21 protein-coding genes and 2 pseudogenes are annotated in these 25,461 nt (G+C 69.2%); 10 read left to right on the forward strand and 13 right to left on the reverse strand.

The window, feature by feature from the left end; genetic code table 11:
- Positions 1-8: 8 nt before the first annotated feature.
- The gene (locus B7D75_RS07290) at positions 9-206 is read left to right on the forward strand and encodes a heavy-metal-associated domain-containing protein (RefSeq protein WP_003151561.1); all 198 of its coding nucleotides are present in this window, start codon (positions 9-11) and stop codon (positions 204-206) included.
- Here the strand turns inward: B7D75_RS07290 and nalD are convergent.
- Positions 185-823, reverse strand: coding sequence for an efflux system transcriptional repressor NalD (nalD, locus tag B7D75_RS07295; RefSeq protein ID WP_012074742.1), 639 nt, complete (start codon positions 821-823; stop codon positions 185-187). The two genes, B7D75_RS07290 and nalD, sit on opposite strands and share 22 nt — an antisense overlap.
- Positions 824-1,191: 368 nt before the next feature.
- Here nalD and B7D75_RS07300 point away from each other — a divergent pair, with 368 nt between their 5' ends.
- Positions 1,192-2,370 (forward strand): multidrug effflux MFS transporter, encoded by a 1,179-nt coding sequence (locus B7D75_RS07300; RefSeq protein WP_033996751.1) that lies wholly within the window; start codon positions 1,192-1,194, stop codon positions 2,368-2,370.
- A gap of 7 nt (positions 2,371-2,377) precedes the next feature.
- On the opposite strand, the gene B7D75_RS07305 is transcribed toward B7D75_RS07300, so the two are convergent.
- A complete protein-coding gene (locus B7D75_RS07305) occupies positions 2,378-2,554 on the reverse strand; it encodes a hypothetical protein (RefSeq protein WP_003104346.1) in 177 nt (58 codons plus the stop codon).
- Between the two features lie 125 nt (positions 2,555-2,679).
- Complete coding sequence (mmsR, locus tag B7D75_RS07310) at positions 2,680-3,603, reverse strand: MmsAB operon transcriptional regulator MmsR (RefSeq protein WP_041025303.1); 924 nt, start codon at positions 3,601-3,603, stop codon at positions 2,680-2,682.
- Positions 3,604-3,734: 131 nt separating this feature from the next.
- Between mmsR and mmsA the strand changes: the two genes are divergently transcribed.
- From mmsA to B7D75_RS07325, 3 genes and pseudogenes are all read left to right on the forward strand, one after another.
- Positions 3,735-5,228: a CoA-acylating methylmalonate-semialdehyde dehydrogenase gene (mmsA, locus tag B7D75_RS07315; protein WP_053816846.1), complete on the forward strand. Its 1,494-nt coding sequence runs from the start codon at positions 3,735-3,737 to the stop codon at positions 5,226-5,228.
- Between the two features lie 15 nt (positions 5,229-5,243).
- Positions 5,244-6,139, forward strand: a pseudogene (gene mmsB, locus B7D75_RS07320) (3-hydroxyisobutyrate dehydrogenase).
- A gap of 163 nt (positions 6,140-6,302) precedes the next feature.
- Entirely contained in the window at positions 6,303-8,189 is a 1,887-nt protein-coding gene (locus B7D75_RS07325) for a propionyl-CoA synthetase (protein WP_107113877.1), read from the forward strand.
- 73 nt (positions 8,190-8,262) lie between these two features.
- On the opposite strand, the gene B7D75_RS07330 is transcribed toward B7D75_RS07325, so the two are convergent.
- Complete coding sequence (locus tag B7D75_RS07330; RefSeq protein WP_053816848.1) at positions 8,263-9,276, reverse strand: zinc-binding alcohol dehydrogenase family protein; 1,014 nt, start codon at positions 9,274-9,276, stop codon at positions 8,263-8,265.
- Between the two features lie 21 nt (positions 9,277-9,297).
- The gene (locus tag B7D75_RS07335; RefSeq protein ID WP_003104358.1) at positions 9,298-9,591 is read right to left on the reverse strand and encodes a putative quinol monooxygenase; all 294 of its coding nucleotides are present in this window, start codon (positions 9,589-9,591) and stop codon (positions 9,298-9,300) included.
- A 95-nt stretch (positions 9,592-9,686) separates the two neighbouring features.
- Between B7D75_RS07335 and B7D75_RS07340 the strand changes: the two genes are divergently transcribed.
- A complete protein-coding gene (locus tag B7D75_RS07340) occupies positions 9,687-10,607 on the forward strand; it encodes a LysR family transcriptional regulator (RefSeq protein WP_053813531.1) in 921 nt (306 codons plus the stop codon).
- A complete protein-coding gene (locus B7D75_RS07345) occupies positions 10,592-10,894 on the forward strand; it encodes a barstar family protein (protein ID WP_034080366.1) in 303 nt (100 codons plus the stop codon). The genes B7D75_RS07340 and B7D75_RS07345 overlap by 16 nt, the downstream gene beginning before the upstream one ends.
- Here the strand turns inward: B7D75_RS07345 and B7D75_RS07350 are convergent, their stop codons facing one another.
- The gene (locus B7D75_RS07350) at positions 10,895-11,674 is read right to left on the reverse strand and encodes a TatD family hydrolase (protein WP_034080367.1); all 780 of its coding nucleotides are present in this window, start codon (positions 11,672-11,674) and stop codon (positions 10,895-10,897) included.
- A gap of 10 nt (positions 11,675-11,684) precedes the next feature.
- Positions 11,685-12,674: a catabolite repressor/activator gene (gene cra, locus B7D75_RS07355; protein WP_012074749.1), complete on the reverse strand. Its 990-nt coding sequence runs from the start codon at positions 12,672-12,674 to the stop codon at positions 11,685-11,687.
- A gap of 327 nt (positions 12,675-13,001) precedes the next feature.
- Between cra and ptsP the strand changes: the two genes are divergently transcribed.
- The 3 genes from ptsP to B7D75_RS07370 are packed head-to-tail and all read left to right on the forward strand — an operon-like array spanning position 13,002 to position 18,575.
- On the forward strand, positions 13,002-15,872 hold the full coding sequence (gene ptsP, locus B7D75_RS07360) for a phosphoenolpyruvate--protein phosphotransferase (RefSeq protein ID WP_107113878.1): 2,871 nt from the start codon (positions 13,002-13,004) through the stop codon (positions 15,870-15,872).
- Complete coding sequence (gene pfkB / locus B7D75_RS07365) at positions 15,872-16,816, forward strand: 1-phosphofructokinase (protein WP_034080371.1); 945 nt, start codon at positions 15,872-15,874, stop codon at positions 16,814-16,816. Before ptsP ends, pfkB begins: the two co-directional genes overlap by 1 nt.
- A gap of 1 nt (position 16,817) precedes the next feature.
- The gene (locus B7D75_RS07370; RefSeq protein WP_107113879.1) at positions 16,818-18,575 is read left to right on the forward strand and encodes a fructose-specific PTS transporter subunit EIIC; all 1,758 of its coding nucleotides are present in this window, start codon (positions 16,818-16,820) and stop codon (positions 18,573-18,575) included.
- A 153-nt stretch (positions 18,576-18,728) separates the two neighbouring features.
- On the opposite strand, the pseudogene B7D75_RS29715 reads toward B7D75_RS07370, so the two are convergent.
- The 6 genes and pseudogenes from B7D75_RS29715 to algL all read right to left on the reverse strand — a co-directional run.
- Positions 18,729-18,818: pseudogene (locus B7D75_RS29715) on the reverse strand (hypothetical protein); the annotation flags it as partial.
- A 180-nt stretch (positions 18,819-18,998) separates the two neighbouring features.
- Positions 18,999-20,444, reverse strand: a complete 1,446-nt coding sequence (locus B7D75_RS07375; RefSeq protein ID WP_003092113.1) for a mannose-1-phosphate guanylyltransferase/mannose-6-phosphate isomerase — start codon at positions 20,442-20,444, stop codon at positions 18,999-19,001.
- 196 nt (positions 20,445-20,640) lie between these two features.
- On the reverse strand, positions 20,641-21,291 hold the full coding sequence (gene algF, locus B7D75_RS07380; protein ID WP_015502518.1) for an alginate O-acetyltransferase AlgF: 651 nt from the start codon (positions 21,289-21,291) through the stop codon (positions 20,641-20,643).
- 70 nt (positions 21,292-21,361) lie between these two features.
- Positions 21,362-22,537 (reverse strand): alginate O-acetyltransferase, encoded by a 1,176-nt coding sequence (gene algJ / locus B7D75_RS07385; RefSeq protein WP_034080373.1) that lies wholly within the window; start codon positions 22,535-22,537, stop codon positions 21,362-21,364.
- A gap of 14 nt (positions 22,538-22,551) precedes the next feature.
- The gene (locus tag B7D75_RS07390; protein WP_043103534.1) at positions 22,552-24,114 is read right to left on the reverse strand and encodes an MBOAT family O-acyltransferase; all 1,563 of its coding nucleotides are present in this window, start codon (positions 24,112-24,114) and stop codon (positions 22,552-22,554) included.
- Positions 24,115-24,354: 240 nt separating this feature from the next.
- Positions 24,355-25,458, reverse strand: coding sequence for an alginate biosynthesis protein AlgL (gene algL, locus B7D75_RS07400; RefSeq protein ID WP_034080375.1), 1,104 nt, complete (start codon positions 25,456-25,458; stop codon positions 24,355-24,357).
- Between the last annotated feature and the right edge of the window lie 3 nt (positions 25,459-25,461).

Here is a 25,461-nt window from a genome sequence, read left to right on the forward strand (position 1 = left end):
GCAATACCATGCAAGTCTTCAAGGTTCAGGGCATGACCTGCGGCCACTGCGTACGGGCGATCACCCAGGCGGTGCAGGCGAAGGATTCGGCGGCGGACGTCCAGGTCGACCTCGGTGCCGGCGAGGTGCGGGTCGCCAGCCGGCTCGACAGCGGCCAGGTGCTCGAGGCGATCCGCGAGGAAGGCTACGGCGCCGAGCTGGCCTGACCCCAGTCGCGGACCAGCCCGCGGAACATCGGCTCCAGCAGGTGTTCCGCGTCGGTGGCCGGGTCGAACAGGCGCGGATCGCGCAACCAGTCGTTGAACAGCCCGAGGATCAGCGCGTGCAAGGCGCGTGAGGCGATCCGCGGGGTCAGTCCCGGATGCAGGCGGACGCGGCATTCCTCGCGGGCGAACAGTTGCTCGCAGAGCTCGATGAACATCTGCACGAAGGCGTTGTTGCGCTCCTGCGCCTCGCGCAGTTCATCGGTGAACTCGCAGCGCTGCATCAGGATGGTCAGGATGCGCCGTTTCTTTTCCTGGGTCAGCAGCGATTGCACGGCCTCCAGGCACAGGTCGTAGAGCGAGCGCAGCGGATCGCTGCCGTCGCAGCCGGACAGGCGCTCGGTGAGTTGCTCCGGTGGCAGGCGTACCTGGTTGAGCATCTCGTTGAACAGGTGGGCCTTGTTCTGGAAGTGCCAGTAGACGGCGCCACGGGTCACCCCGGCGGCCCTGGCGATCTGTTCCAGGCTGGTATGGGACACGCCCTTTTCCAGGAACAGTTCCTCGGCGGCCAGGAGGATGGCCGTACGGGTTTTCTCGGAGTCTTCCTTTGTGCGTCGCATGCTGTGCTGTGCTGGGTAGTCGGGAGTCGGTCTCGGCAACGGGGCGGGGAGTGTACCGATTTTAGTCGCGCTCGGGCGGACTCGAAGTATTTCGACACCACCTTTGTCTAGTGCCGCTCATTCGTGAACCGTCGTTTTCCTGGAGGCTGCCCGGTGGGCCATGATCGTCGGGGCCTTCGGTGGTATGCTGCGCGCTACTTTTTCCGGCGACTCCCCGGCGTCCGCTCCATCTTCCGCCCGTACCGGCCCGCGGGCCCGGAGTCGCCCGTCTTCACATTCCGATTCAATGACAGCGTCGTCGTCCCGCTGGCCGGGAGTTGCGCGGGGAGATGCCCCGCCTGGTGCCGACGCTCCGTGCCGAGCGATCCATGAACCTGCGCATCCTGCTGATACTGGGAGCCTTGAGCGCCTTCGGGCCACTGGCCATCGACTTCTACCTGCCGAGCTTCCCGACCCTGGCCAAGGCCTTCGCCACCGACGTCGAGCACGTCCAACTGAGCCTGGCCGCCTACTTCGCCGGCCTGTCCATCGGCCAACTGCTCTATGGCCCGGTGGCCGACCGCTATGGCCGGCGCCTGCCGCTGCTGGTGGGAGTGAGCATCTTCACCCTGGCCTCGGCCGCCTGCGCCCTGGCGCCGAGCCTGGAATGGCTGATCGCCGCGCGTTTCGTCCAGGCCCTCGGCGGCTGCGCCGGGATGGTCATCTCGCGGGCGGTGGTGCGCGACCTGTGCGACCCGATCGGCGCCGCCAAGGCGTTTTCCCAGTTGATGCTGGTGATGGGCCTGGCGCCGATCCTCGCGCCGGTGGCCGGCGGCCTGCTGCTCGACTGGCACGGCTGGCAGTCGATCTTCGTCTGCCTGACCCTGTTCGCCGCCCTGGCCGGCCTCGGCGTGGCGCTGTGGCTGCCGGAAACCATCCCCGCCGACGGCGAGCGTCCGCCGCTGTCCGGCGCGCTGGGGCAGTACCGGCGGCTGTTCGCCGACCGCCTGTTCCTCGCCTACGGTCTCTCCGGTGGAGTGGCGATGGCCGGGATGTTCGCCTACATCGCCGGTTCGCCCTACGTATTCATCCAGCTCTACGGGGTTCCCGCCGAGCATTATGGCTGGCTGTTCGGCAGCAACGCCGCGGGCTTCATCGTCATGGCGCAGGTCAATGCGCGGCTGCTGCGCTATCGCGGGCCGGCGTTCTGGCTGCGGCGGATCATCTGGGGCTACCTGGCGTGCGGCCTGGCGCTGCTGGGCATCGCCTCGCTGCAACCGGCCACGCTGTGGCCGCTGCTGGTTCCGCTGTTCGGGTGCGTGGCCAGCCTCGGCTGCATCATTCCCAACGCCTCCGCCTGCGCGATGGCCGGGCAGGGACAGCACGCCGGCAGCGCCTCGGCGCTGATGGGCAGTCTGCAGTTCAGCGTGGCGGCGGGCGCTTCGGCGCTGGTCGGCGTGCTCCACGACGGCACGGCGATCCCCATGACCCTGGTGATCGCCGTCTGCGGCGCGGTCGCCACCCTGCTCGCCTGGCAGACCGGGCGCCTGGAGCGCCAGGCCGCCTGAGCGCGGATCAGGCCGTTCGCTGCTTCAGTTCGGGCAGCACGTGGGGCGCGCGCAGGCGCGCCTCGAGGCGGTCGACGAAACGCCGGGCCTCGCTTTCGCTACGGAAGTTGACGGCCTGCTGGTCGAGGCAGACTTGCCAGCATTGGCCTTTCGGGGTTTGCGACGGGCGGACGAGGATGTTCATGGCGATTCATCCATCGGGGCTGGAAAGGGAGCTTCAGTCTAGTCCTGTCGGCCCGGAAAACACTGACCGGGATCAGTTTGCCGACAACCGGTTGCCGCTTCGTTTCGAACCCCGGCGCAGGGCTTTCAGGCGCCGCCCTGGCCCTGCCTTACCCGCTGCCGATAGGCGCTTGGCGACAGGCCCATGACCTTGCTGAACAGGCGCGAGAAGTAGTAGCTGTCGTCATAGCCGACGGCCTGGCCGACCCGGGCCACGCTCTGGTCGCTGCCGTCGAGCAACTGGCAGGCGTACTCGATCTTCAGGTGCAGGAAGTGCTGGATCGGCGTACGCCCGGTGATCGCCTTGTAGCGACTGACGAAATGGAACTTCGACAGGTTGCAGAAGGCCGCCAGGCGTTCCAGTTCGAGGCGCGCATGCAGGTGTTCGCGCATGTAGGCGTGCAGTCCGTCGAGGTCCAGGCTGCCCTCGCGCAGCGGGCGCAGCAGCGGGAGCTGGCAGAGCAGGCTGCGCAGGCGGCTGGCGGCGAGCAGGAAGTGCTGGAAGCGGTAGCCGCTGTGGCGCACTTCCAGCAGTTGCTCGAAGCCGCCGAGCAGGGCGTGTTGCAGGCCCCAATGGCGCAGCGGGGTGTCGCGGTAGCCGGCGCTGTGTTGCAGCCAGGTGGCGCTGTCGCCGCGCAGGTGGGTCCAAAAGATGGTCCAGGGTTGGCGGTCGTCGGCGGCGTAGTCGTGGGCCATGCCCGGCGGCAGCCAGAGCAGGTCGCCGCTGCCGACCCGGTATTCGCGCCAGGCCTCGGCCTCGCGCACGCGCAACAGGCCCTGGCCTTCGCTGCAGTAGATCAGCAGGTGCTCGTCATGCCGCTCGCGGCTCATGCGGTGGTCGCGGGCGCGCCGGTAGTGGCCCAGGGAGGTGGGGTAGAGGTCGCGGCTGAGCGGGTGGACCGCGAGTTTCTCCAGCAGCGCCGGCGGGATCGGCAAGCGCAGGCTGTCGGCCGGCAGGGGCCAGTCGGAGGTGTGCGACATGTCGGTAGCCGGCTCCGCAATATAGTCCATGAACAACACAATTTAGTCGATCTCGCGACCTTCCGCCCAGTGATAGCTTCTTGGCCAAAGCGAGGTCCGAATCGGCCTCGTCCCAGTCCGCCACAACAATAAAAGCCGGCCTGGCCGGTGCAGGAGGGTTCATGTCAGTCCCAGTCCGCCACCTCATCGCGGGAGCCTTCGTCGAAGGTCTCGGCGCCCAGCGCATCCCGGTCAGCAATCCCCTCGACAACAGCACCCTGGCGGAGATCGCCTGCGCCAGCGCGGAGCAGGTCGAGCAGGCGGTGGCCAGCGCCCGCGAAACCTTCGCCAGCTGGAAGGAAACCCCGGTTTCCGAGCGCGCGCGGGTGATGCTGCGTTACCAGGCGCTGCTCAAGGAACACCACGACGAACTGGCGAAGATCGTCTCCAGCGAGCTGGGCAAGACTTTCGAGGACGCCAGGGGCGACGTCTGGCGCGGCATCGAGGTGGTCGAGCACGCCTGCAACGTGCCCTCGCTGCTGATGGGCGAGACGGTGGAGAACGTCGCCCGCAACATCGACACCTACAGCATCACCCAGCCGCTGGGCGTGTGCGTCGGCATCACCCCGTTCAACTTCCCGGCGATGATCCCGCTGTGGATGTTCCCGCTGGCCATCGCCTGCGGCAACGCCTTCATCCTCAAGCCTTCCGAGCAGGTGCCGCTGACCAGCGTGCGGCTCGCCGAGCTGTTCCTCGAGGCCGGTGCGCCGAAGGGCGTGCTGCAGGTGGTGCATGGCGGCAAGGAACAGGTCGACCAGTTGCTCAAGCACCCGCAGGTGAAGGCGGTGTCCTTCGTCGGCTCGGTCGCGGTCGGCCAGTACGTCTACCACACCGGCACCGCGCACAATAAGCGCGTGCAGAGCTTCGCCGGGGCGAAGAACCACATGGTGATCATGCCCGACGCGGACAAGGCGCAGGTCATCAGCAACCTGGTCGGTGCCTCGGTGGGCGCGGCCGGGCAGCGCTGCATGGCGATCTCGGTGGCGGTGCTGGTGGGGGCCGCCCGCGAGTGGATCCCGGACATCCGCGACGCGCTGGCCAAGGTCCGCCCCGGCCCATGGGACGACAGCGGCGCCAGCTACGGCCCGGTGATCAACCCGCAGGCCAAGGCGCGCATCGAGCGCCTGATCGGCCAGGGCGTGGAGGAGGGCGCGCAACTGCTGCTGGATGGCCGCGACTACGAGGTCGAGGGATACCCGGACGGCAACTGGGTCGGCCCGACGCTGTTCGCCGGGGTGCGCCCGGACATGGCGATCTACCGCGAAGAGGTGTTCGGCCCGGTGCTCTGCCTGGCCGAGGTCGACAGCCTGGAGCAGGCGATCCGCCTGATCAACGAAAGCCCCTACGGCAACGGCACCTCGATCTTCACCAGTTCCGGCGCCGCGGCGCGGACCTTCCAGCACCACATCGAGGTCGGCCAGGTCGGCATCAACATCCCGATCCCGGTACCGCTGCCGTTCTTCTCCTTCACCGGTTGGAAGGGCTCGTTCTACGGCGACCTGCACGCCTACGGCAAGCAGGGCGTGCGCTTCTACACCGAGACCAAGACCGTGACCGCGCGCTGGTTCGACAGCGACAGCGTGGCCGGGACCAACTTCTCGATCCAGATGCGCTGAGACGGAGATACACAGATGGCCAACATCGCATTTCTCGGCCTGGGCAACATGGGCGCGCCGATGGCCGCCAACCTGCTCAAGGCCGGCCACCGGGTGAATGTCTTCGATCTGCAGCCCAAGGCCGTGCTGGGCCTGGTCGAGCAGGGCGCGCAGGGAGCCGACAGCGCCTTGCAGTGCTGCGAAGGCGCCGAAGTGGTGATCAGCATGCTGCCGGCCGGGCAGCACGTGGAAAGCCTGTATCTCGGCGACGACGGCCTGCTCGCCCGGCTCGCCGGCAAGCCGCTGCTGATCGACTGCTCGACCATCGCCCCGGAGACCGCGCGCAAGGTCGCCGAGGCGGCCGCGGGCAGGGGCCTGACCCTGCTCGACGCGCCGGTCTCCGGTGGCGTCGGTGGCGCCCGCGCCGGCACCCTGAGCTTCATCGTCGGCGGTCCCGCCGAAGGCTTCGCGCGGGCCCGGCCGATCCTCGAGAACATGGGCCGGAACATCTTCCATGCCGGCGACCACGGCGCCGGCCAGGTGGCGAAGATCTGCAACAACATGCTCCTCGGCATCCTCATGGCCGGCACTGCCGAGGCGCTGGCGCTGGGGGTGAGGAACGGCCTCGATCCGGCGGTGCTGTCCGAGGTGATGAAGCAGAGTTCCGGCGGCAACTGGGCGCTGAACGTCTACAACCCCTGGCCGGGGTGATGCCGCAGGCGCCGGCGAGCAACGACTATGCCGGCGGCTTCCAGGTACGCCTGATGAACAAGGACCTCGGCCTGGCCCTGGCCAATGCCCAGGCGGTGCAGGCCTCGACGCCGCTCGGCGCGCTGGCGCGCAACCTGTTCAACCTGCACGCCCAGGCCGATGCGGAGCATGCCGGGCTGGACTTCTCCAGTATCCAGAAGCTCTATCGCGGCAAGGACTGAGACCTACGACCAAAGGTTGATGGCGGGCGGGGTCCACCCGCCCATACTGCGGAACTCTGTAGGAAAAACGGATAAGTGTTTTCCTACAGGGTTTCCACTCGCGCAACGCTTCAAGCCGAACTCACTGCTTCATCCCTAATAAGAACAATCAGAGGGCTGGAACATGACGTACCTGCATCAGCATGCCCGCTCGATCGCCGAGCCGGCCGCGTTCTGGGCCGAGCAGGCCCGCTCCGTCGCCTGGTACCAGGCGCCCGCGAACATCCTCGAGAGCCTGTCCGACGGCACCCACCGCTGGTTCGCCGACGGCCGCCTGAACAGCGCCTACCTGGCCCTCGACCGGCAGATCGAGGAGGGGCGAGGCGAACAGACCGCGCTGATCTACGACTCGCCGGTGACCGGCGTCCAGGACCGCTACAGCTACCTGCGGCTGCGCGACGAAGTGGCGCGCCTGGCCGGTGCCCTGCGCGCCCTGGGGGTCGGCAAGGGTGACCGGGTGATCATCTACATGCCGATGGTGCCGCAGGCGGCCATGGCCATGCTCGCCTGCGCGCGCCTGGGCGCGGTGCACTCGGTGGTGTTCGGTGGCTTCGCACCCTACGAACTGGCCCTGCGCATCGACGATGCCAGGCCGAAACTGGTGCTCAGCGCTTCCTGCGGGCTGGAGTTCGACCGGGTGATCGAATACAAGCCGCTGGTGGACAAGGCCCTCGAACTGGCGATCCACCAGCCCGACCACGTCATGGTCTGGCAGCGCCCGCAGGCCCTCGCGCGCCTGCACCCGGGCCGCGACCTGGACTGGCAGGACTGCCTCGCCGCCGCCGAGCCGGCCGATCCGGTGCCGGTGGCCAGCGGCGATCCGCTGTACATCATGTACACCTCGGGCACCACCGGCAAACCCAAGGGCATCGTCCGCGACAACGGCGGCCACGCGGTGGCGCTGCGCTACGCGGTGCGCAACATCTACGGGATGCAGGCCGGCGACGTCTGGTGGGGAATCTCCGACGTCGGCTGGGTGGTCGGCCACTCGCTGATCGTCTACGGCCCGCTGATGTGCGGCTGCACCACGGTGTTCTACGAAGGCAAGCCGGTGCGCACGCCGGACGCCGGCGCCTACTGGCGGGTGATCGAAGAGCACAAGGTGAACAGCCTGTTCTGCGCGCCGACGGCGATCCGCGCGATCCGCAAGGAAGACCCGCATGGCGAACGGGTGAGGCGCTACGACCTGGGTTCGCTGCGCCATCTGTTCCTCGCCGGCGAGAAGCTCGACAGCAGTACCCAGCACTGGCTGGAGGAGCATACCGGGCGGCCGGTCCACGACCACTGGTGGCAGACCGAGACCGGCTGGCCGGTGACCGCGCCGTGCACCGGGATCGCCGGCCACGACCTGCGCGCCGGTTCGACCAACCGCGCGGTGCCCGGCTACCACGTGCAGGTGCTGGACGAGGACGGCCGGCCGCTGGGGCCGAACCGCCAGGGCGCGATCGCCATCGCCCTGCCGCTGCCGCCGGGTTGCGCGCAGACCCTCTGGGGTGACCACCCGCGCTACCTCCAGGCCTACCTGGGCAACTATCCCGGCTACTACCACACCGGCGACGGCGGCTACCTCGACGAGGACGGTTTCGTCTACATCATGGGTCGTACCGACGACGTGATAAACGTTTCCGGGCACCGCCTGTCCACCGGCGAGATGGAGGAGCGCGTGGCGCAGCACCAGGCGGTCGCCGAGTGCGCGGTGATCGGCGTGCGGGACGAACTCAAGGGCCATGTGCCGCTGGGGCTGGTGGTGCTCAAGGACGATGCCGGAATCGCCGCCGAGCAGCTGCAGCGCGAGCTGGTGGTACTGGTCCGCGAACAGATCGGCGCGCTGGCCTGCTTCCAGCGGGTGGTGGTGGTCAAGCGGCTGCCGAAGACCCGCTCCGGGAAGATCCTCCGCGCGGTGCTGCGCAAGATCGCCGATGGCGAGGACTACGCGGCGCCATCGACCATCGACGACCCGACGATCCTCGGCGAGATCGAGGTTGCGCTGAGGGTGCGCAAGGTGGGATAGCGTAGGGGACGGTCACGGCGGTAAGGCGAATAACGCCGCAGGCGTTACTCGCCACGTCCCGTGATCCTGCCGCTCAGAACCCTTCGAGAACGATCTTGCCCTTGGCCCGGCCACTCTCCAGCAGCGCATGGGCGCGGCGCAGGTTGGCCGCGTCGATGCGGCCGAAGTGCTCGCCCACGGTGGTCTTCAGCACGCCTTCGTCGATCAGCCCGGCGACCCGCTCCAGCAACCGGTGCTGCTCGATCATGTCGTCGGTCTGGAACATCGACCGGGTGTACATGAACTCCCAGTGCAGCGACAGGCTCTTCTGCTTCAGCTTGCCGATGTCCAGCGACGCCGGATCGTCGATCAGCGCCAGGCGGCCTTGCGGGCGCAGGGCGGCGACGATCTGTTCGAGGTGCTGGTCGGTGTGGGTCAGGCTGGCGACATGGCTGACCTCGTCGATGCCGATCCGCTTCAGCTCTTCGGCCAGCGGCTTGCCGTGGTCGATCACATGGCGCGCGCCGAGGTCGCGGACCCAGGCCTGGGTCTCCGCGCGCGAGGCCGTGCCGATCACGTTCAGGCCGGTCAGTCGGCGGGCCAGCTGGACCAGGATCGAGCCGACCCCGCCGGCGGCGCCGACCACCAGCAGGCTCTGGCCCTGGTCGGCCTTGCCTTCGACGATCTGCAAGCGCTCGAAGAGCAGTTCCCAGGCGGTGATGGTGGTCAGCGGCAGGGCCGCCGCCTGGGCGAAGTCGAGGCTTTTCGGCAGGTGCCCGGCAATGCGCTCGTCGACCCGGTGCAGCTCGCTGTTGCTGCCCGGGCGGGTGATATCCCCGGCGTACCAGACCCGGTCGCCGGGACGGAACAGGCTGACTTCGCTGCCCACCGCGCGGACCACGCCCGCCGCGTCCCAACCCAGTACCCTGGCCTGGCCGGCTTCCGGCTGGGCGCGCTGGCGGACCTTGGTATCCACCGGGTTGACCGAGATGGCGCGGACCTCCACCAGCAGGTCGCGCGGGCCCGGCGTGGGCTCGGGCAGTTCGAGGTCGAGCAAGGCATCGGGATGGTCGATGGGCAGGGACTGGTAGTAACCGACAGCTTTCATGGGGGCTCCGGGAAACGGGCCTCAGGCGAGGCGATAGAGTTGGTCGATCTTCACGTTCTGCAGCAGGGCCTCGTTGCCGCGGCTGAAGCGCAGGAAGTGCTCGGTGTTCTGGTGCCGCTCCAGGGCGGCGTCGTCGCGCCACTGCTCGATCATGTAGAACAGGTGGGAGTCGTGGCGGTCCTGGTGCAGGTCGTACTGCAGGCAGCCGGCCTCGGCGCGCGACGGGGCGACCAGGGCGCGCAGCTCGCGCTCCAGGGCCTCGGCGTGGCCGGGGGCGGCGGTGATGGTGGCGATCAGGGTAAGGGGTGTGCTCATGGTGGGTTCCTTCGATGAGGTGGAGTCAGGATGGGCTATTTCAAATCGCTGAAAAACAGGCTATCAGGGAAGACTCTTTCAAAGGAATCTTGAAAATGCTGCGCTACGACGACCTCCAGGTGTTCGTCCACACCAGCGACAGCGGCTCGTTGTCCGCCGCCGCGCGCCAGCTGGATATCTCCCCGGCGGTGGCCAGCGCGGCGCTGAAGCGCCTGGAAAGCGAGCTGGAGGTGCGCCTGTTCGCCCGCTCCACCCGCAGCCTGCGCCTGACCCCCGAGGGCGACGCTTTCCTCCTGCATGCCCGCGCCTCGTTGCGCAGCCTGGAGGAGGGGCGCCGGTTGCTGCAGGGCGGCAAGGACCAGATCGCCGGGGTGCTGCAGCTTTCCGCGCCCTCCGACTTCGGCCGCAACCTGCTACTGCCCTGGCTCGACGAGTTCCAGGCGCGCTATCCGCGACTGAGCCTGCGCCTGCTGCTCGGCGACCGGGTGGCCGATCTCTACCGGCAACCGGTGGACGTGGCGATCCGCTACGGCGCGCCGGCCGACTCCAGCCTGGTCGCCCTGCCGCTGGCGGCGGACAACCGCCGAGTGCTCTGCGCCGCGCCGGCCTATCTGGCCGAGCGCGGCGAGCCGCGCCAGCCGGACGACCTGCGCGAGCACAATTGCCTGCTCTACCAGCTCGGCGGCCGGGTGCACGATCGCTGGGCATTCCAGCGGGGCCGCCGCAGCCTGACCCTGACGGTCGCCGGCGACCGCGTCTGCGACGATGCCGATGTGGTGCGGCGCTGGGCCCTGGCCGGCAAGGGGCTGGTCTACAAGTCCTGGCTCGACGTGGCCGAGGACGTGCGCGCCGGGCGCCTGCGTCTGCTGCTGCCGGAGTGGCAGGGCGAGGCGACGCCGCTGAATCTGCTGTGCACCCATCGCGTCCAGCTGACCCGCCCGGTGACGCTGTTGCGCGGCTTCGTGCGCGAGCGTTGCGACGCATTGCTGGCGGAGGCGCCATGGATGAGGAACTGAACCGGGCGGCGAGCCTGGCCATCGAGCTGGCGGACGTGGACAGCGCCGCGCGGTTGCACGAGCGCCTGCGCCAGGCCCTGGCGCTGCCGCCATGGTACGGATGCAACTGGGATGCCTTCTGGGACGCCATCAGCGGCCTGGTGCCGATGCCCCGGCAATTGCGTCTGCAAGGCTGGAGCGACTTCGCCCGGCGCCTGCCGGAGGAAGCGGCGCAGCTATCGGCCTGCCTGGAAGCGTTGCGCGAAGCGTACCCGCATCTGGCGCCGGAAGTCCTGCGCGACGCTTGATCAGTCCCAGCCGAACAGCTCGGCGGCGTTGCGGCTGCTGCTCGCCGCCAGTTCCTCGGCGTCGACCCCGCGCAGCTCGGCGAGGGCGCGGCAGATGTCCGGCAGGTGCTCCGGACTGTTGCGCTGGCCGGGATGCATCGCCGGCGCCATGTCCGGCGCATCGGTTTCCAGCACGATGGCCTCGGCCGGCAGCTCCGCCGCCACCTTGCGCAGGCGGTTGGCCTGCGGCCAGGTCGGCGCGCCGCCGAGGCCGAGGCGGAAGCCGAGCTTGAGGTATTCGCGGGCTTCCTCGCGGCTGCCGGCGAAGGCATGGATGATGCCGCGGCGCTCCAGGCGGATGCGCTTGAGGGTGGCGATGGTCGCCGCGTGGGCGCGGCGCACGTGGATCAGCGCCGGCAGCCCGAACTCGGCGGCCAGCCGCAGCTGGGCCTCGAACAGCGCCTGCTGGGCGTCGCGGTCGAGGTGTTCCAGGTAGTAGTCCAGGCCGATCTCGCCGACCGCGCAGAGCTTCGTCTCGCCGCGCAGGCGTTGCAGCCACTGGCGCAGTTCGTCCAGATGCTCCGGGCGGTGCCGCGCCAGGTAGATCGGATGCAGGCCGAGCGCCGCGTACAGGCCGTCCTCGGCCTGCGCCAGGTCCCAGACCCGTTGCCAGTTCTCGCGATAGACGCCGAGCACCACCTGGCGCTCGACCCCCAGCGCGCGGCTGCGTTGCAGCAGCGCGGCGCGGTCGGCGTCGAAGTCCGGGAAGTCGAGGTGGTTGTGGGTGTCGACCAGGCGCATGGCGGTCGGCTCAGCTGCGCAGCTTGAGTTGCCGGGGGACGGCGTGCAGGCCCGGCCGGTAGTCGTTTTCCTCGACCGCGCGGAGCGCCAGTTCGAGGGCGTTGGCGGCGATCAGCGCGTGCTGCTGGTAGATCGAGTTGACCTTCAGCGGTACGAAGTCGAGCAGCTGGGTGTCGCCGAAGGTCGCCACCCGCAAGCGCTCGGGCCAGCCGTCGGCGCGCGCCTGGAACACGTCGAAGACCCCTTCGAGAAGCACGTAGGCGGTGGTCACCAAGGCGTCGGGCAGGTAGCCCAGGCGCTCCAGCAACTGTTCCATCAGGCGCCGTCCACACTCGCGGCTGAACACCTCGGCATGCTCGACGATGACTTCGCCGCGGAAGTCCTCCAGTGCCTGGCGGAAGCCGGCGGCGCGGTCATGGCTGATGATCAGGTCCGCCCGCGCGCCGAGCAGGGCGATATGGCGCGGCGCCGGTCGCAGCAGGGTTTCGGTGAGGCGGCGCGCGGCGTCCTGGTCGTCGCTGATCACCGAGGCGAATTGCCGCGGCTCGAGCTGGCGGTCGATGGCCACCACCGGCAGGCCTTCGGCGAGCAGCCGGGCATGGGTATCATCCCCGGCCGGCAGGCAACTGGCGACGATCAGCGCGTCGCAGCGGCGCGCGCGGAACAGGTTGACGACCTGGCGCTCGGTCTCCGGCTCGTCGTCGGAGCAGGCGATCAGCAACTGGTAGCCGCGTGCCCGGGCGCCTTGTTCGAGTTGCTTGGCGAGGCGGGCGTAGCTGGGGTTTTCCAGGTCCGGGAGGATGAAGCCGAGGGTGCGGGTCTGCCCGCGGCGCAGGCCGGCGGCCTGCTGGTCCGGCTGGTAGCCGTGTTCCTCGACCACGGCAAGCACGCGTTCGACGGTGGCGGCGCTGATGCGCCGCTGGGCGGCCTTGCCATTGATGACGTAGCTGGCGGTGGTCACCGAGACCCCGGCCAGGCGGGCGATATCACTGAGTTTCAAACCGATCTCTACTGGGAGCGACGACAAGTTGGGCTTCAAGGATCAATCATTATCGGGTAACGTGCCAATTTAATTAAGTGAATCGATTCAGCAAAAGATTCCGGCGAAGCCGGCGCCACCTGCCCCAGGCTGCCTCGCGCAGCCCGAACGACGCGCCGCCCACGCCATGGCAGATCAATGACAACAAGCGGATCACCGCCCCAGGCTGTACGGAAGGCTCCCGCGAGCCGCTTTCCGCTACCGCCGGCACATCCTTCGCCCGCGCCCCGGCGCGGCGGGACGATCCGGACGTGAGACGGGGAGCCGTTCGCTCCTGAGGAGGTTTCCATGCTCGAACTCGATACCCGGCAGATCCGCATGCGCCAGCGCGCCGCGGACAAGGCCGAAGCCCTGCGCCTGCTCGGCGAGGCGCTGGTCGCCGACGGCCTGGCCGCGCCCGGCTACGCCGAAGGACTGAAGGCGCGCGAGGCGCAAGGCTCCACCTATCTCGGCCAGGGCATCGCCATCCCCCACGGGACCCCGGACACCCGCGAGCTGGTCTTCAGCACCGGCGTGCGCCTGTTGCAGTTTCCCGAGGGGGTGGACTGGGGCGATGGCCAGCGGGTCTACCTGGCCATCGGCATCGCGGCGAAGTCCGACGAACACCTGCACCTGCTGCAACTGCTCACCCGCGCCCTCGGCGAGGCCGACCTGGGACCGGCGCTGAGCGCGGCCGCCAGCGCCGAGGAAGTCCTCCGCCTGTTGCAGGGCGCGCCGCAGGAGCTGGCGCTGGACGCGCAGCTGGTCGGCCTCGGCCAGAACGCCGAGGACCTCGACGAACTGGCCTGTCTCGGCGCGCGCCTGCTGAAGAAGGCCGGCTGCGTGGACAACGGCTTCGCCGCCGTGCTGCAACAGGCAGAACCACTGCCGCTGGGCGAGGGGCTGTGCTGGTTGCACAGCGAACAATTGGTCAAGCGCCCCGGGCTGGCCTTCGTCACTCCGGCGCAACCGTTGCAGCACCAGGGGCAACTGGTCACCGGGCTGTTCTGCCTGGCCAGCCTGGGCGAAGCGCACCAGGCGCTGCTCGAACGCCTGTGCGACCTGTTGCTGGAAGGGCGTGGCGCCGAGCTGGTGGGCGCCACCAGCAGCCGCAGCGTACTCGCCGCGCTCGGCGGCGAGCTGCCGCCGGACTGGCCTAGCGCGCGGGTGGTCCTGGCCAACCCGCATGGATTGCATGCCCGCCCCGCGCAGGCGCTGGCGCAACTGGCCAAGGGCTTCGCCGGGGAGATCCGCGTGCGCCTGGCCGATAGCGACGCGCTTCCCGTTTCGGCGAAGAGCCTGAGCAGGCTGCTCGCCCTCGGCGCGCAGCGCGGCCAGGCGCTGGAGTTCAGCGCCGAGCCGGCGATCGCCGAGAACGCGCTGCCGGCCTTGCTGGCCGCGGTGCGCGAGGGCCTGGGCGAGGAGGTCGAGGCGCTGGCGGAGGAGGTCTTTCCCGCGTCCCTCGCCGAGGCGGAAGAGAACGACCGGCCGGCGCCGCTGTGCGCCGGCGACCGGCTGCCGGCGATCGCCGCGTCGCCGGGCATCGCCAGCGGTCCGGCGCATGTGCAGGTGGCGCAGCGTTTCGAGTTCCAGCCGCGCGGCGAGTCGCCGGCCCATGAACGCGAGCGCCTGCTGCGGGCCAGGCGGGCGGTGGACGAGGAGATCGTCGGCCTGGTCGAACGCAGCGCGGTGAAGGCGATCCGCGACATCTTCGTCACCCACCGGGAGATGCTCGACGATCCGGAACTGGCCGAGCAGGTGCAACTGCGCCTGAATCGCGGCGAAAGCGCCGAGGCGGCCTGGAGCGGGGTGGTGGAGGAACTCGCGACGCAGCAGGAGGCGCTGCGCGACGCGCTGCTCGCCGAACGCGCCGCCGACCTGCGCGACCTCGGCCGGCGGGTGCTGGCCAGACTCTGCGGGGTGGAGGCGCCGCGCGAGCCGGAGCAGCCGTACATCCTGGTGATGGACGAGGTCGGCCCCTCCGATGTCGCCCGCCTCGACCCACAGCGGGTCGCCGGCATCCTCACGGCGCGCGGCGGCGCCACCTCGCACAGCGCGATCATCGCCCGGGCCCTCGGCATCCCGGCACTGGTCGGCGCCGGCGCGGCGGTGCTCGGCCTGGAGCCGGGCACGGCGCTGCTGCTGGATGGCGAGCACGGCTGGCTGCAGGTGGCGCCGAGCGTCGAACAGTTGCGCCAGGCCGCCGCCGAGCGCGATGCCCGCCAGCAGCGCCAGGCCCGCGCCGACGCGCAGCGCCTGGAGCCGGCGCGGACCCGCGACGGCCACGCCGTGGAAGTCTGCGCCAACCTTGGCGACACCGCCGGCGCGGCGCGCGCGGTGGAACTGGGCGCCGAGGGCGTCGGCCTGCTGCGTACCGAATTCGTCTTCATGAACCATCCCCAGGCGCCCGACCTGGCGACCCAGGAGGCCGAGTACCGCCGCGTGTTCGACGCCCTCGCCGGGCGCCCGCTGGTGGCGCGGACCCTGGATGTCGGCGGGGACAAGCCGCTGGCGTACTGGCCGATCCCCCACGAGGAGAACCCCTACCTGGGCTTGCGCGGCATCCGCCTGGCCCTGCGGCGCCCGCAGATCCTCGAGACCCAGCTGCGCGCGCTGTTCCGCGCCGCCGGGGAGCGGCCGCTGCGGGTGATGTTCCCGATGGTCGGCAGCCTCGACGAATGGCGCCGGGCGCGCGACCTGGCGCTGCGCCTGCGCGAGGAGATCGCGCTGGCCGACCTGCAACTGGGGATCATGGTCGAGGTGCCCTCGGCGGCGCTGCTGGCGCCGGTGCTGGCCCGCGAGGTGGACTTCTTCAGTATCGGCACCAACGACCTGACCCAGTACACCCTGGCCATCGATCGCGGACACCCGAGCCTTTCGGCCCAGGCCGACGGCCTGCATCCGGCGGTGCTGCAACTGATCGACATGACCGTCCGCGCCGCCCACGCCGAGGGCAAGTGGGTCGGCGTCTGCGGCGAACTGGCGGCCGACCCGCTGGCGTTGCCGCTGCTGGTCGGCCTGGGCGTCGACGAGCTGAGTGTCTCGGCGCGCAGCATCGCCCTGGTCAAGGCCGGCGTGCGCGAACTGGAGCTGGTCGCCGCGCGCGGCCTGGCCGGCAAAGCCCTGGGCCTGGCGAGCGCCGCCGAAGTCCGGGCCCTGGTGGAAGCGGAGGTGCAATGATGGCGCGGATCCTGACGATCACCCTGAACCCGGCGCTGGACCTCACCGTGCGCCTGCGCCAGCTGGAACTGGGGGCAGTCAACCGCAGCGAGGCGGTGCTGACCCAGGCTGCCGGCAAGGGCCTGAACGTCGCCCAGGTGCTCGCCGACCTCGGCCACCGGTTGACGGTCAGCGGCTTCCTCGGCGAGGACAACCAGCCGCCGTTCACCGCCATGTTCCAGCGCCGTGGCTTCGCTGACGCGTTCGTCCGGGTGCCCGGCGAAACCCGCAGCAACATCAAGCTGGCCGAGTGCAGCGGGCGCGTCAGCGACCTCAACGGACCGGGCCCGGAGGCCGACGAGCGGGCCCAGGCGGCGTTGCTCGAACGCCTCGACCGGCTTGCCGGGGAGCACGAGCTGGCGGTGGTTGCCGGCAGCCTGCCGCGCGGGGTCGCGCCGGAATGGCTGGGCGAGCTGCTGCGGCGCTTGCGGCGCCTCGGCCTGAAGGTCGCCTTCGACAGCAGCGGCGCGGCCCTGCGCGAAGGCGTGAAGGCCGCGCCGTGGATGATCAAGCCGAACGTCGAGGAACTGGCCGACCTCTGTTCGGCGCCGATGGATGACCTGCTCGCACAGCGCCAGGCGGCCGAACGCCTGCGCCATGATGGGGTAGGCCAGGTGGTGATTTCCCAGGGCGCCGCGGGGGTCAACTGGTTCGCCGCCGAGGGCGCCTGGCAGGCCCGGCCGCCGGCGGTGGAAGTGGCCAGCACGGTGGGTGCCGGCGATTCCCTGCTGGCCGGCATGGTCCACGGCCTGGCCAGCGGCTGGCCGGCCGAACGGGTGCTGCGCCAGGCCACCGCCATCGCCAGCCTGGCGGTGACCCAGTTCGAATTCGGCATCGGCGATCCGCAGCGCCTGGCGCGGATCGAAGCGGGCGTCGTGGTACAGCCATTGGTCGAGGAGGCCTGAGATGAAACTAGCGATCGTCACCGCCTGCCCTGGCGGACAGGTCACCAGCGTGCTCGCCGCGCGCCTGCTGCAGGGCGCCGCCGAGCGCCTGGGCTGGGCAACCTGCGTCGAGGCGAATGCCGGGCCGAGGCCCGAGGGCGGACTGAGCGCCGAACAGATCGCCGAAGCCGACTGGGTCCTGCTGGTCGGCGTCGAGCCGCTGCCGGCGGCGCGCTTCGTCGGCAAACCGGTGTTTCGCGCGCGTCCCGCCGAGGCGCTGGCCGATCCGCGCGGCTTTCTCCAGCGGGCCGCCGCCTCGGCGAGCGTGGAGATCGCCGGGGACGCGGTCGGCCTGGTTGCGCCGAAGGCCGGAGCGGCACCGCGGATCGTCGCGGTGACCGCCTGTCCGACCGGCGTGGCGCACACTTTCATGGCCGCCGAGGCGTTGCAGCTCGCAGCGGGGCAACTGGGCTACGCGTTGCAGGTCGAGACCCAGGGCTCGGTCGGCGCGCGCAACCCGCTCGACCCGGCGGACATCGCCGCCGCCGACGTGGTCCTGCTGGCCGCCGACATCGACGTGGACACGGCCCGTTTCGCCGGCAGGAAGATCTACCGTTGCGGCACCGGCGTGGCCCTCAAGCAGGCCCGTGCGACGCTCGAGCGGGCGCTGGCGGAAGGGCGGGTCGAGAGCGCGGGCGCAGCCAGCGCGGTTGTCGCCGGGGACGAGAAGCGCGGGGTGTACAAGCACCTGCTGACCGGGGTGTCGTTCATGTTGCCGATGGTGGTCGCGGGCGGCCTGCTGATCGCCCTGTCGCTGGCCTTCGGCATCGACGCCTACAAGCAGCCGGGCAGCCTGGCGGCGGTGCTGAGGACGGTCGGCGACACGGCGTTCGTCCTGATGGTGCCGATGCTCGCCGGCTACATCGCCTATTCCATCGCCGACCGCCCGGGCCTGGCGCCGGGCATGCTCGGCGGCCTGCTCGCCGGGACCCTCGGCGCCGGGTTCATCGGCGGCATAGTCGCCGGCTTCATCGCCGGCTATGCGGCGCGGGCCATCAGCCGCGGGCTGAGGCTGCCGGCGAGCCTGGAAGCGCTGAAGCCGATCCTGGTCATCCCGCTGCTGGCCAGCCTGGCCACCGGCCTGCTGATGCTCTACGTGGTCGGCAAGCCGGTGGCCGGCATGCTCGCGGCGCTGACCGGGTTCCTCGATGGCATGGGCACCTCCAACGCCATCCTGCTCGGCCTGCTGCTCGGCGGAATGATGTGCGTCGACCTCGGCGGACCGGTGAACAAGGCCGCCTACGCCTTCTCCGTCGGCCTGCTCTCGTCGCACAGCTACGCGCCGATGGCGGCGGTGATGGCGGCGGGCATGGTGCCGCCGATCGGCATGGGCCTGGCGACCCTGCTGGCGCGGCGCAAGTTCGCCGAGAGCGAGCGGCAGGCCGGCAAGGCGGCCTCGGTGCTGGGGTTGTGCTTCATCTCCGAAGGTGCCATCCCGTTCGCCGCCAAGGACCCGCTGCGGGTGATCCCGGCGAGCATCGCCGGCGGCGCGCTGACCGGCGCCCTGTCGATGTACTTCGGCTGCAAGTTGCAGGCGCCGCACGGCGGGCTGTTCGTCATGCTGGTGCCCAACGCGATCAACCACGCCCTGGCGTACCTGCTGGCGATCGTCGCCGGCAGCCTGCTTACCGGGCTGCTCTACGCCGTACTCAAGCGTGGCGCCGAGCCGGGACTGGCGCTGGGGGCCTCGCCCTCGCGGGAGCCGGCGGCTGGCGGATAGCCGCGAGGCGGACATGCGCCCTGCGCCACCTGAGCTACATGGCTGGCGGTAGGGCGGATAACGCCACGGGCGTTATCCGCCGATACTCCGCAGACCCGGCGGATAACCGCAAGCGGTTATTCGCCCTACCGGTCGATCCGGCATGGAGCGGCCTCAGGCCTGGCGCAACAGGCGCAAGTCATCCTCCTGTGCGAGGCTGGCCTCGTTGATCGGCAGCGAGCAGGACTGCCCGCGCCCCATCGGGTCAGGCATTTTTGATGTTTGCGGGAATGGCTCTTTGAATTTCCAGGGGGATTATCTTGCAGACTCTTTTAAATAATTAGAGGCAGGTGCCGGATACAGAGCCGTATATCGAAAGGGAGCCGGCAGGAAAAGAAAAACCCCCGCCGGATCGCTCCGTCGGGGGTTGCCGGAAAAGCCGCTTCAGCGGCTGCCGGCGACCACTTGCAGGGCCGGTTCGGCGGTGCGCCCGTAGACGTCCTCCAGGCGCTCGATATCGTCCTCGCCGAGGTAGCTGCCGGACTGCACCTCGATGATCTCCAGCGGGATCTTGCCGGGGTTGGCCAGGCGGTGCACAGAGGCGATCGGGATGTAGGTCGACTGGTTCTCGGTGAGCAGGAAGGTCTTGTCGTCGCAGGTCACCTGGGCGGTGCCGGAAACCACGATCCAGTGCTCGGCGCGGTGGTGGTGCATCTGCAGCGAGAGGCGCGCGCCGGGTTTCACGGTGATGTGCTTGACCTGGAAGCGGCCGCCCATGTCCACCGAGTCGTAGGAGCCCCACGGACGGTAGACCTCGCAGTGGTTCTGGGTCTCGCTGCGGCCCTGGGCGTCGAGGTCCTTGACCACGTGCTTGACGTCCTGCACCCGGTCCTTGTGGGCGATCATCATGGCATCCTTGGTTTCCACCACCACGATGTCCTCCAGGCCGATCACCGAGACCAGCTTGCCGTTGCCGTGCACCAGGCAGTTGTGGCTGTCGTGGACCAGCACGTCGCCCTTGGTGACGTTGCCGTTGGCGTCCTTGGCGTGCACGTCCCAGATCGACGACCAGCTGCCGACGTCGTTCCAGCCGGCGGACAGCGGCACCACGCAGGCGCGCGAGGTCTTCTCCATCACCGCGTAGTCGATGGAATTGTCCGGGCAGCACTCGAAGGTGGCGGCGTCGATGTTCACCAGGTCGCCGTCGTGCTGGCTGCGCTCCAGGGCCAGCAGGCAGGTGTCGTAGATGTCGGCGTCGTGCTTCTTCAGTTCTTCCAGGTAGCGGCTGGCGCGGAACAGGAACATGCCGCTGTTCCAGTAGTAGCCGCCGGCGGCGACGAACTCGCGGGCGCGGGCTTCATCGGGTTTCTCGACGAAGCTCTGCACCCGGCTGACGCCTTCCGGCAGTTGCGCATCGGCGCTCGCGCGGATGTAGCCGTAGCCGGTCTCGGGGCGGCTGGCGGGAATGCCGAAGAGCACCATCTCGCCCTTTTCGGCGGCGTTGGTGGCCAGCGCCAGGGCCTGCTGGAAGGCGCGCTGGTCCTCGATCACGTGGTCGGCGGGAAGGATCAGCAGCAGTTCGTCGCGGCCTTCGGCGACCAGTTTCATCGCGGCGATCGCCACCGCCGGCGCGGTGTTGCGGCCGAAGGGTTCGAGCAGGATCGCCTGGCTCGCCAGGTTCTGCGCCTCCAGCTGTTCCTGGACGATGAAGCGGTGCTCCTTGTTGCACACCAGCAGCGGCGCCTGCATGCCGTCGAAGGCCAGGCGCTTGATGGTCTGCTGGAACAGGGTGTCGTCGCCGGTAAGGGCGAGGAACTGCTTGGGGTACTGCTTGCGGGAAAGAGGCCAGAGTCGCGAGCCGCTGCCACCGGAAAGGATTACTGGGATCATGTTGTTTCTCCTTGAAGCGATGCGTCTGTCTAGGGATCCCGCCGCGCGGCGGGATATCTCGTTACCGGGCTCCACGGAGCCCCGGGTGACCTCTCCAGTGCGCTCCTTCTGCGGGAGCGCTGACGGTTGGTGCGCCGGTGTCGGGCCGGTCTTGTTGTGTGGAATGCCGGGAGGGGCGAGCCCCTCCCGGCCGCTCTCAATCCGCTTTCACCGGGCGCTTGACCCAGACCGGCGAAAGCTTGCCACCGCTACCGGTGACGTACAGGCAGACCACCTCGCCGCGGGCCAGGGTGACCGGCTTCAGGTCGCTGACCTTCTTGCTGCCGTCGAACAGCGCCAGGTTCACCTTCACCGGGTTGATCTCGCGGTCGCCGTGGCTTTGCGGGCCGACGTCCTTGACCACGTCGGTCTTGCCGTCGGCGGTCTTCAGGGTCAGCTTCGAACCGCTGAGGTTCTGCACCCGCACCAGCGCCTTCTGCTTGTTCTTGAACGGCGGCTCGGCCACCAGCTGCGGCTTGCCGCCGGGCTGGCTGACCAGGGTGTAGTAGCTGTCCGGGTCGAGCTTGACCGGCAGGCTCTGCTGGCCGACCTGGGCGGTGTAGCTGCCGGGGGGGAGGAACTTGAAGTCGCTGGAGCCGAGCGGCGCGACGTCGTTCAGGCTGGTGCTGCCGACCGACACGTCGAGCTCGCTGTTGCCGGCGTTGTAGGCGCGGACGAAGGCCGAGCCCTTGGGTGCCTGGGGCCCGTACAGGGCGCCTTCGTCGGCCTGCGCGGCGAACGCGGCGACGCCGAGGGAAAGGGCGCAGGCCAGGCGGGTCCAGGTGTGGCGGCGGGTCATCGGGTTCATGGGTATTCCTCCGTTGCTTCTTCTTCAGCGGGGCGTTCGGCCCCGGGTAAACAGCCTTGGCTGTGTTCGTTCAATCGTTGCGGCTGGCGGCCAGGCGCTCGTCGCGGCCGCCGCTGGCCTTCAGCTGGGCGACCCAGTCGGCGTCGAACTGGCTGAGGTCGCTGGCCATCGGCAGGTAGCGCTCGGGGAACTCCCAGACCAGCAGCTGCGGCGGGTCCTTGCGAAAACCTTCGTCCTGCAGCAGCTCCAGCATCGGTTCGAGCGGGCCCTTGCCCTCCTTCGCGTAATTGATCAGGTCGGCGGACAGCGCCTGTTTCAGCGCGCCCTCGAAGTTCCAGCTGGGATTGGCGCTGTAGCTGGTGCCGACCAGTGCCAGGCGCGGTTGCTGGCTATCGCCGAAGAGGTCGGCGTCCGCGCCGGACTGCTCGCCGCCCGGCATGGCCGGCGCGGCTTCGGTGGTGCGTTGCTGCAACCGCTCCGGACGCGGCAGCAGTTCGTCGAACAGCGGGTCGAGCGGCAGGAAGCTGAGCAGGTCGCCCTTGTGCGTGCGTTCCTCGCCGACGCGGGTGACGAAGTTCTGCGCCGGTACGTCCAGCAGGTGTGCCTCGCGGATCTCCGCGCCGAGGCGCTGGGCCACGGTTTCCGCGCCGAGCGGCGACCAGTGGGTATCGGTACGCAGGAACACCGCGCCGTTGTCCTTGGCCTGGCGCAGGCTGCCGAGCAGGTCGGGACTGTCGATGCCGGCGGCGCGGGCGCGGGCCAGGAAGTCCTGGTAGAGGCTGTCGTGCAGCGCGGCCGGCTGCTCGCGGCCGATGTGCTCGGGATACAGGCGGGCCTTGGCCGGGATCACCGCCAGCACCAGCCTGACGCCGCGTCGTTCCAGTTCCTGGCGTACGCCGCGGACCAGCGCCCAGTTGTCTTCCAGTTGCCGGGCGGTGGGCGCCGGCTTGAATTCCTCGTCGGTGAACAGCCAGCCGTCCTTGCCGATCACCACGCCGGGGCGGCCTTCGTGGAACAGCGTGTAGTCGAGCGCGGCCCAGAGGTTGGTGCCCAGGCGCTTGATCGGGAATTCCTTGTCGTAGTGGGCTTCGAAGGCATGCGCCAGCTTGCCGTTGAGCAGTGGCGTATCGGCCGCGGCGGAGAAGCCCGGGACGCTCTTCAGCGACCATCCGGCGAGCCCCAGCAGCAGCCCGCCGAAGGCGGCGATGTAGGCATATTGCAGGGGGCGGGAAATGCTCTGTGTCATGGCGTGGGCCTCGCTCAGAACTGGAAGTAGAGGAAGGGCGAGTAGCTCTGCGCGGAGAGCTTCAGCACCGAGGCGGCGAACAGCAGGAGCAGCGCCAGGCGGGTTGCCAGCACGGGTAACTGGCTGAGCCAGCCCGGCTGGTAGACCAGCGCGCCGCTCGGCGAGTAGGCGATCGCCGCCGGGTCGCCGACGGCCTCGCGCGGGGCGCGCGGCTGGGCGCTGGCCGGGCCGTCGGCGGCGACTTCGTCGGTCTTCGCCGCGGCCTTGGGCGCCTTGCTCTGCAATGGCTGGTTGTAGAACTGGCGCAGGCCGAAGAACGCCAGCACCAGGTAGGCCAGGACCAGGGTGCCGACCTGCAGGCCGGTGAGGCTGGCGCGATTCAGTTCGGAAAGCTGCCAGGTGCCGAAGCTGAACATGGCTTCGTACATGCGCCAGGCAACCTGCAGGTTCTCGGCGCGGAAGATCACCCAGCCGATCACCACCAGGAGGAAGGTGAACGCCCACTTCAACGGGTTGAGCACGCGCGGCGCGGCGTTCACCCCGAGGGCCCGCTCGATCGCCAGCCACATGCCGTGCCAGGCGCCCCAGATGATGTAGGTGAAGTTGGCGCCGTGCCACAGGCCGCCCAGGAGCATGGTCAGGAACAGGTTGCGGTAGGTCTGGAAGGTGCTGCCGCGGTTGCCGCCCAGGCTGATGTAGAGGTAGTCGCGCAGCCAGGTCGACAGGCTGATGTGCCAGCGCCGCCAGAACTCGGTGATCGACTGGCTGATGTAGGGCTGGTTGAAGTTTTCCATGAAGCGGAAGCCCATCATCAGGCCGAGGCCGATGGCCATGTCGCTGTAGCCGGAGAAGTCGAAGTAGAGCTGCGCGGTGTAGGCCAGGGCGCCGAGCCAGGCGTCGCCGGTGGTCGGGTCCTGCAAGGCGAAGCAGTGGTCGGCGACGGCGGCCAGGGTGTCGGCGATGAACACCTTCTTGACGAAGCCCTGCATGAAGCGCGTGCAGCCTTCGGCGAACTTGTCGACGGTGTGGGTACGGTGGTTGAACTGGTCGACCAGGTCCTTGAAGCGCAGCACCGGGCCGGCGATCAGGTGCGGGAAGATCGCCACGAAGGCGGCGAAGTCTATCAGGTTGTGGGTCGCCGGGGTATCGCCGCGGTAGACGTCGATGATGTAGCTGATCGATTCGAAGGTGTAGAACGAGATGCCGATCGGCAGCAGGATGTGGGTCAGCACGAACGGCTGCATGCCGAACGAGGTGATGATCTCGTTGAGGCTGTCGACGCCGAAGTTGGCGTACTTGAAGTAGCCGAGCACGCAGAGGTCGACCACCACGCCGAGGATCAGCCAGCGTTGCGCGGCCCTGGTACGTACGCCGGCGGCGCCGATGCGCAGGCCGATCCAGTAGTTGAAGACGGTGACCCCGGCGAACAGCAGGAGGAAGTCCACCCGCCACCAGGCGTAGAACACGTAGCTGGCGATCAGCAGCAGCAGGTTCCGGTAACGTTCGCCGCTCAGGTAGTACAGGCCGAGAAAGACCGGCAGGAACAGGAACAGGAACACGTTTGAAGAAAAGACCATGCCGTCTCTCTCTCTAGAGCGTCAACCATTCAGGTCGGCCCTGCCTTTCCGCGCCCTGGAGCGCCCGAGGAAAGGCGGGACGACCCGCCGTTTTCCTCCCCGTGGTGTTGCCTAAGGTGTTGCGCCCGCCCGCGTCTGTCGCGCATGGGTCGGGGTGGTGCCTGGAGGGACGCCTGGTCAGCGAGCGGGGCATGGGGACACGTGGCCCTCCGGCCTCCGCGCCCGCTTCCCGCCACGCCCTCAACTCCCCCCTTCGCGGCTGAACACCCGCGTCACTTCGCCGCCGAGGCGGAAGCTGTTGAACGGCTCGCGGTCCTTCTTCGCCTCGAGCATCTTCGGCGCGCAGCGGTAGAGGGCGCAGTAGGGCTCCAGCCAGGCGTACTTGTTGTCGACCTTGAGGTCGGTCATGTCCTGGTCTTCGCCGGTTTTCTCCTCGAAGGTTTCCTCGTCGTCGACCCCGTTCATCACCCGCTCGGCCAGGCGCTGCAGGGCGCCGTGGTTCTCCTGGCGCAGGTCGACGCCGTTGACCTGGGCGAACGCGGCGATCATCGCCAGCGGCGGCAACGCGTAGTTGTGGTAGGCGAGGGCGCGCTGGCGGCGCTTGAGTTCGTTGGGCAGGAAGCCCTGCTCGTCGACCTGGTTGGCGGCGACCTTGAATTCGCTCACCGCCCAGTCGAAGAGATCGCGGCGGTTGGTCACCACCGCGGTGGACATCACCGACCAGGCCGCCCAGTAGGAATGGTTGTTGATCTTCTTCAGCGGCAGGTTGCTCCAGTCGCGGACCACCTGGGTGCCGAGCCGGGCGAACCAGTCCTCGATCTCCCGGCTCTGCCCGGCGTGGGCCGCGAGCGGACGCGAACTGGAGAACTTCAGGCGCATGTAGGCGCCGGAGAGGCTGCCCAGCGCCCATTTGCGCATGGACTTGCCGGTGTGGTTGAAATCATCGCTCTGCAGGGCGCCGGCGCGGGCCCAGGCGCTCATCCAGTTCAGCGCGCAGACCAGGTCGCCGTCGCGGCCGCTGCGCATGTACTGGGTGACCAGCTTGGTGGCGCCGCGCTCCATGTCGGTGATGTCCTTGATCTGCGAGCGGAACGCCTTCTCCGCCTTGGCGTTGAGGGTCGCCCGCGCCGAATCGGAGCCTTCGTACTTGCTGGTGAAGACCAGGCTGCCGGTGTACGGCGGCGGCACCGACGGACAACTGCCGGCGCTGCCCTTGCGCTCGCCGACCGCCGCGTAGTAGCCGGGCGGGGGCACCAGGTCGGCGGCCTGGCTGACCTGGCTGGCGAGCAATGCCGCGGCGAGAGCGCCGGGCAGGGCGATACGGATCAGGTGGGACGTTTTCATCGA

The sequence above is a fragment of the Pseudomonas paraeruginosa genome, assembly GCF_003025345.2.
GTDB classification, from domain to species: domain Bacteria; phylum Pseudomonadota; class Gammaproteobacteria; order Pseudomonadales; family Pseudomonadaceae; genus Pseudomonas; species Pseudomonas paraeruginosa.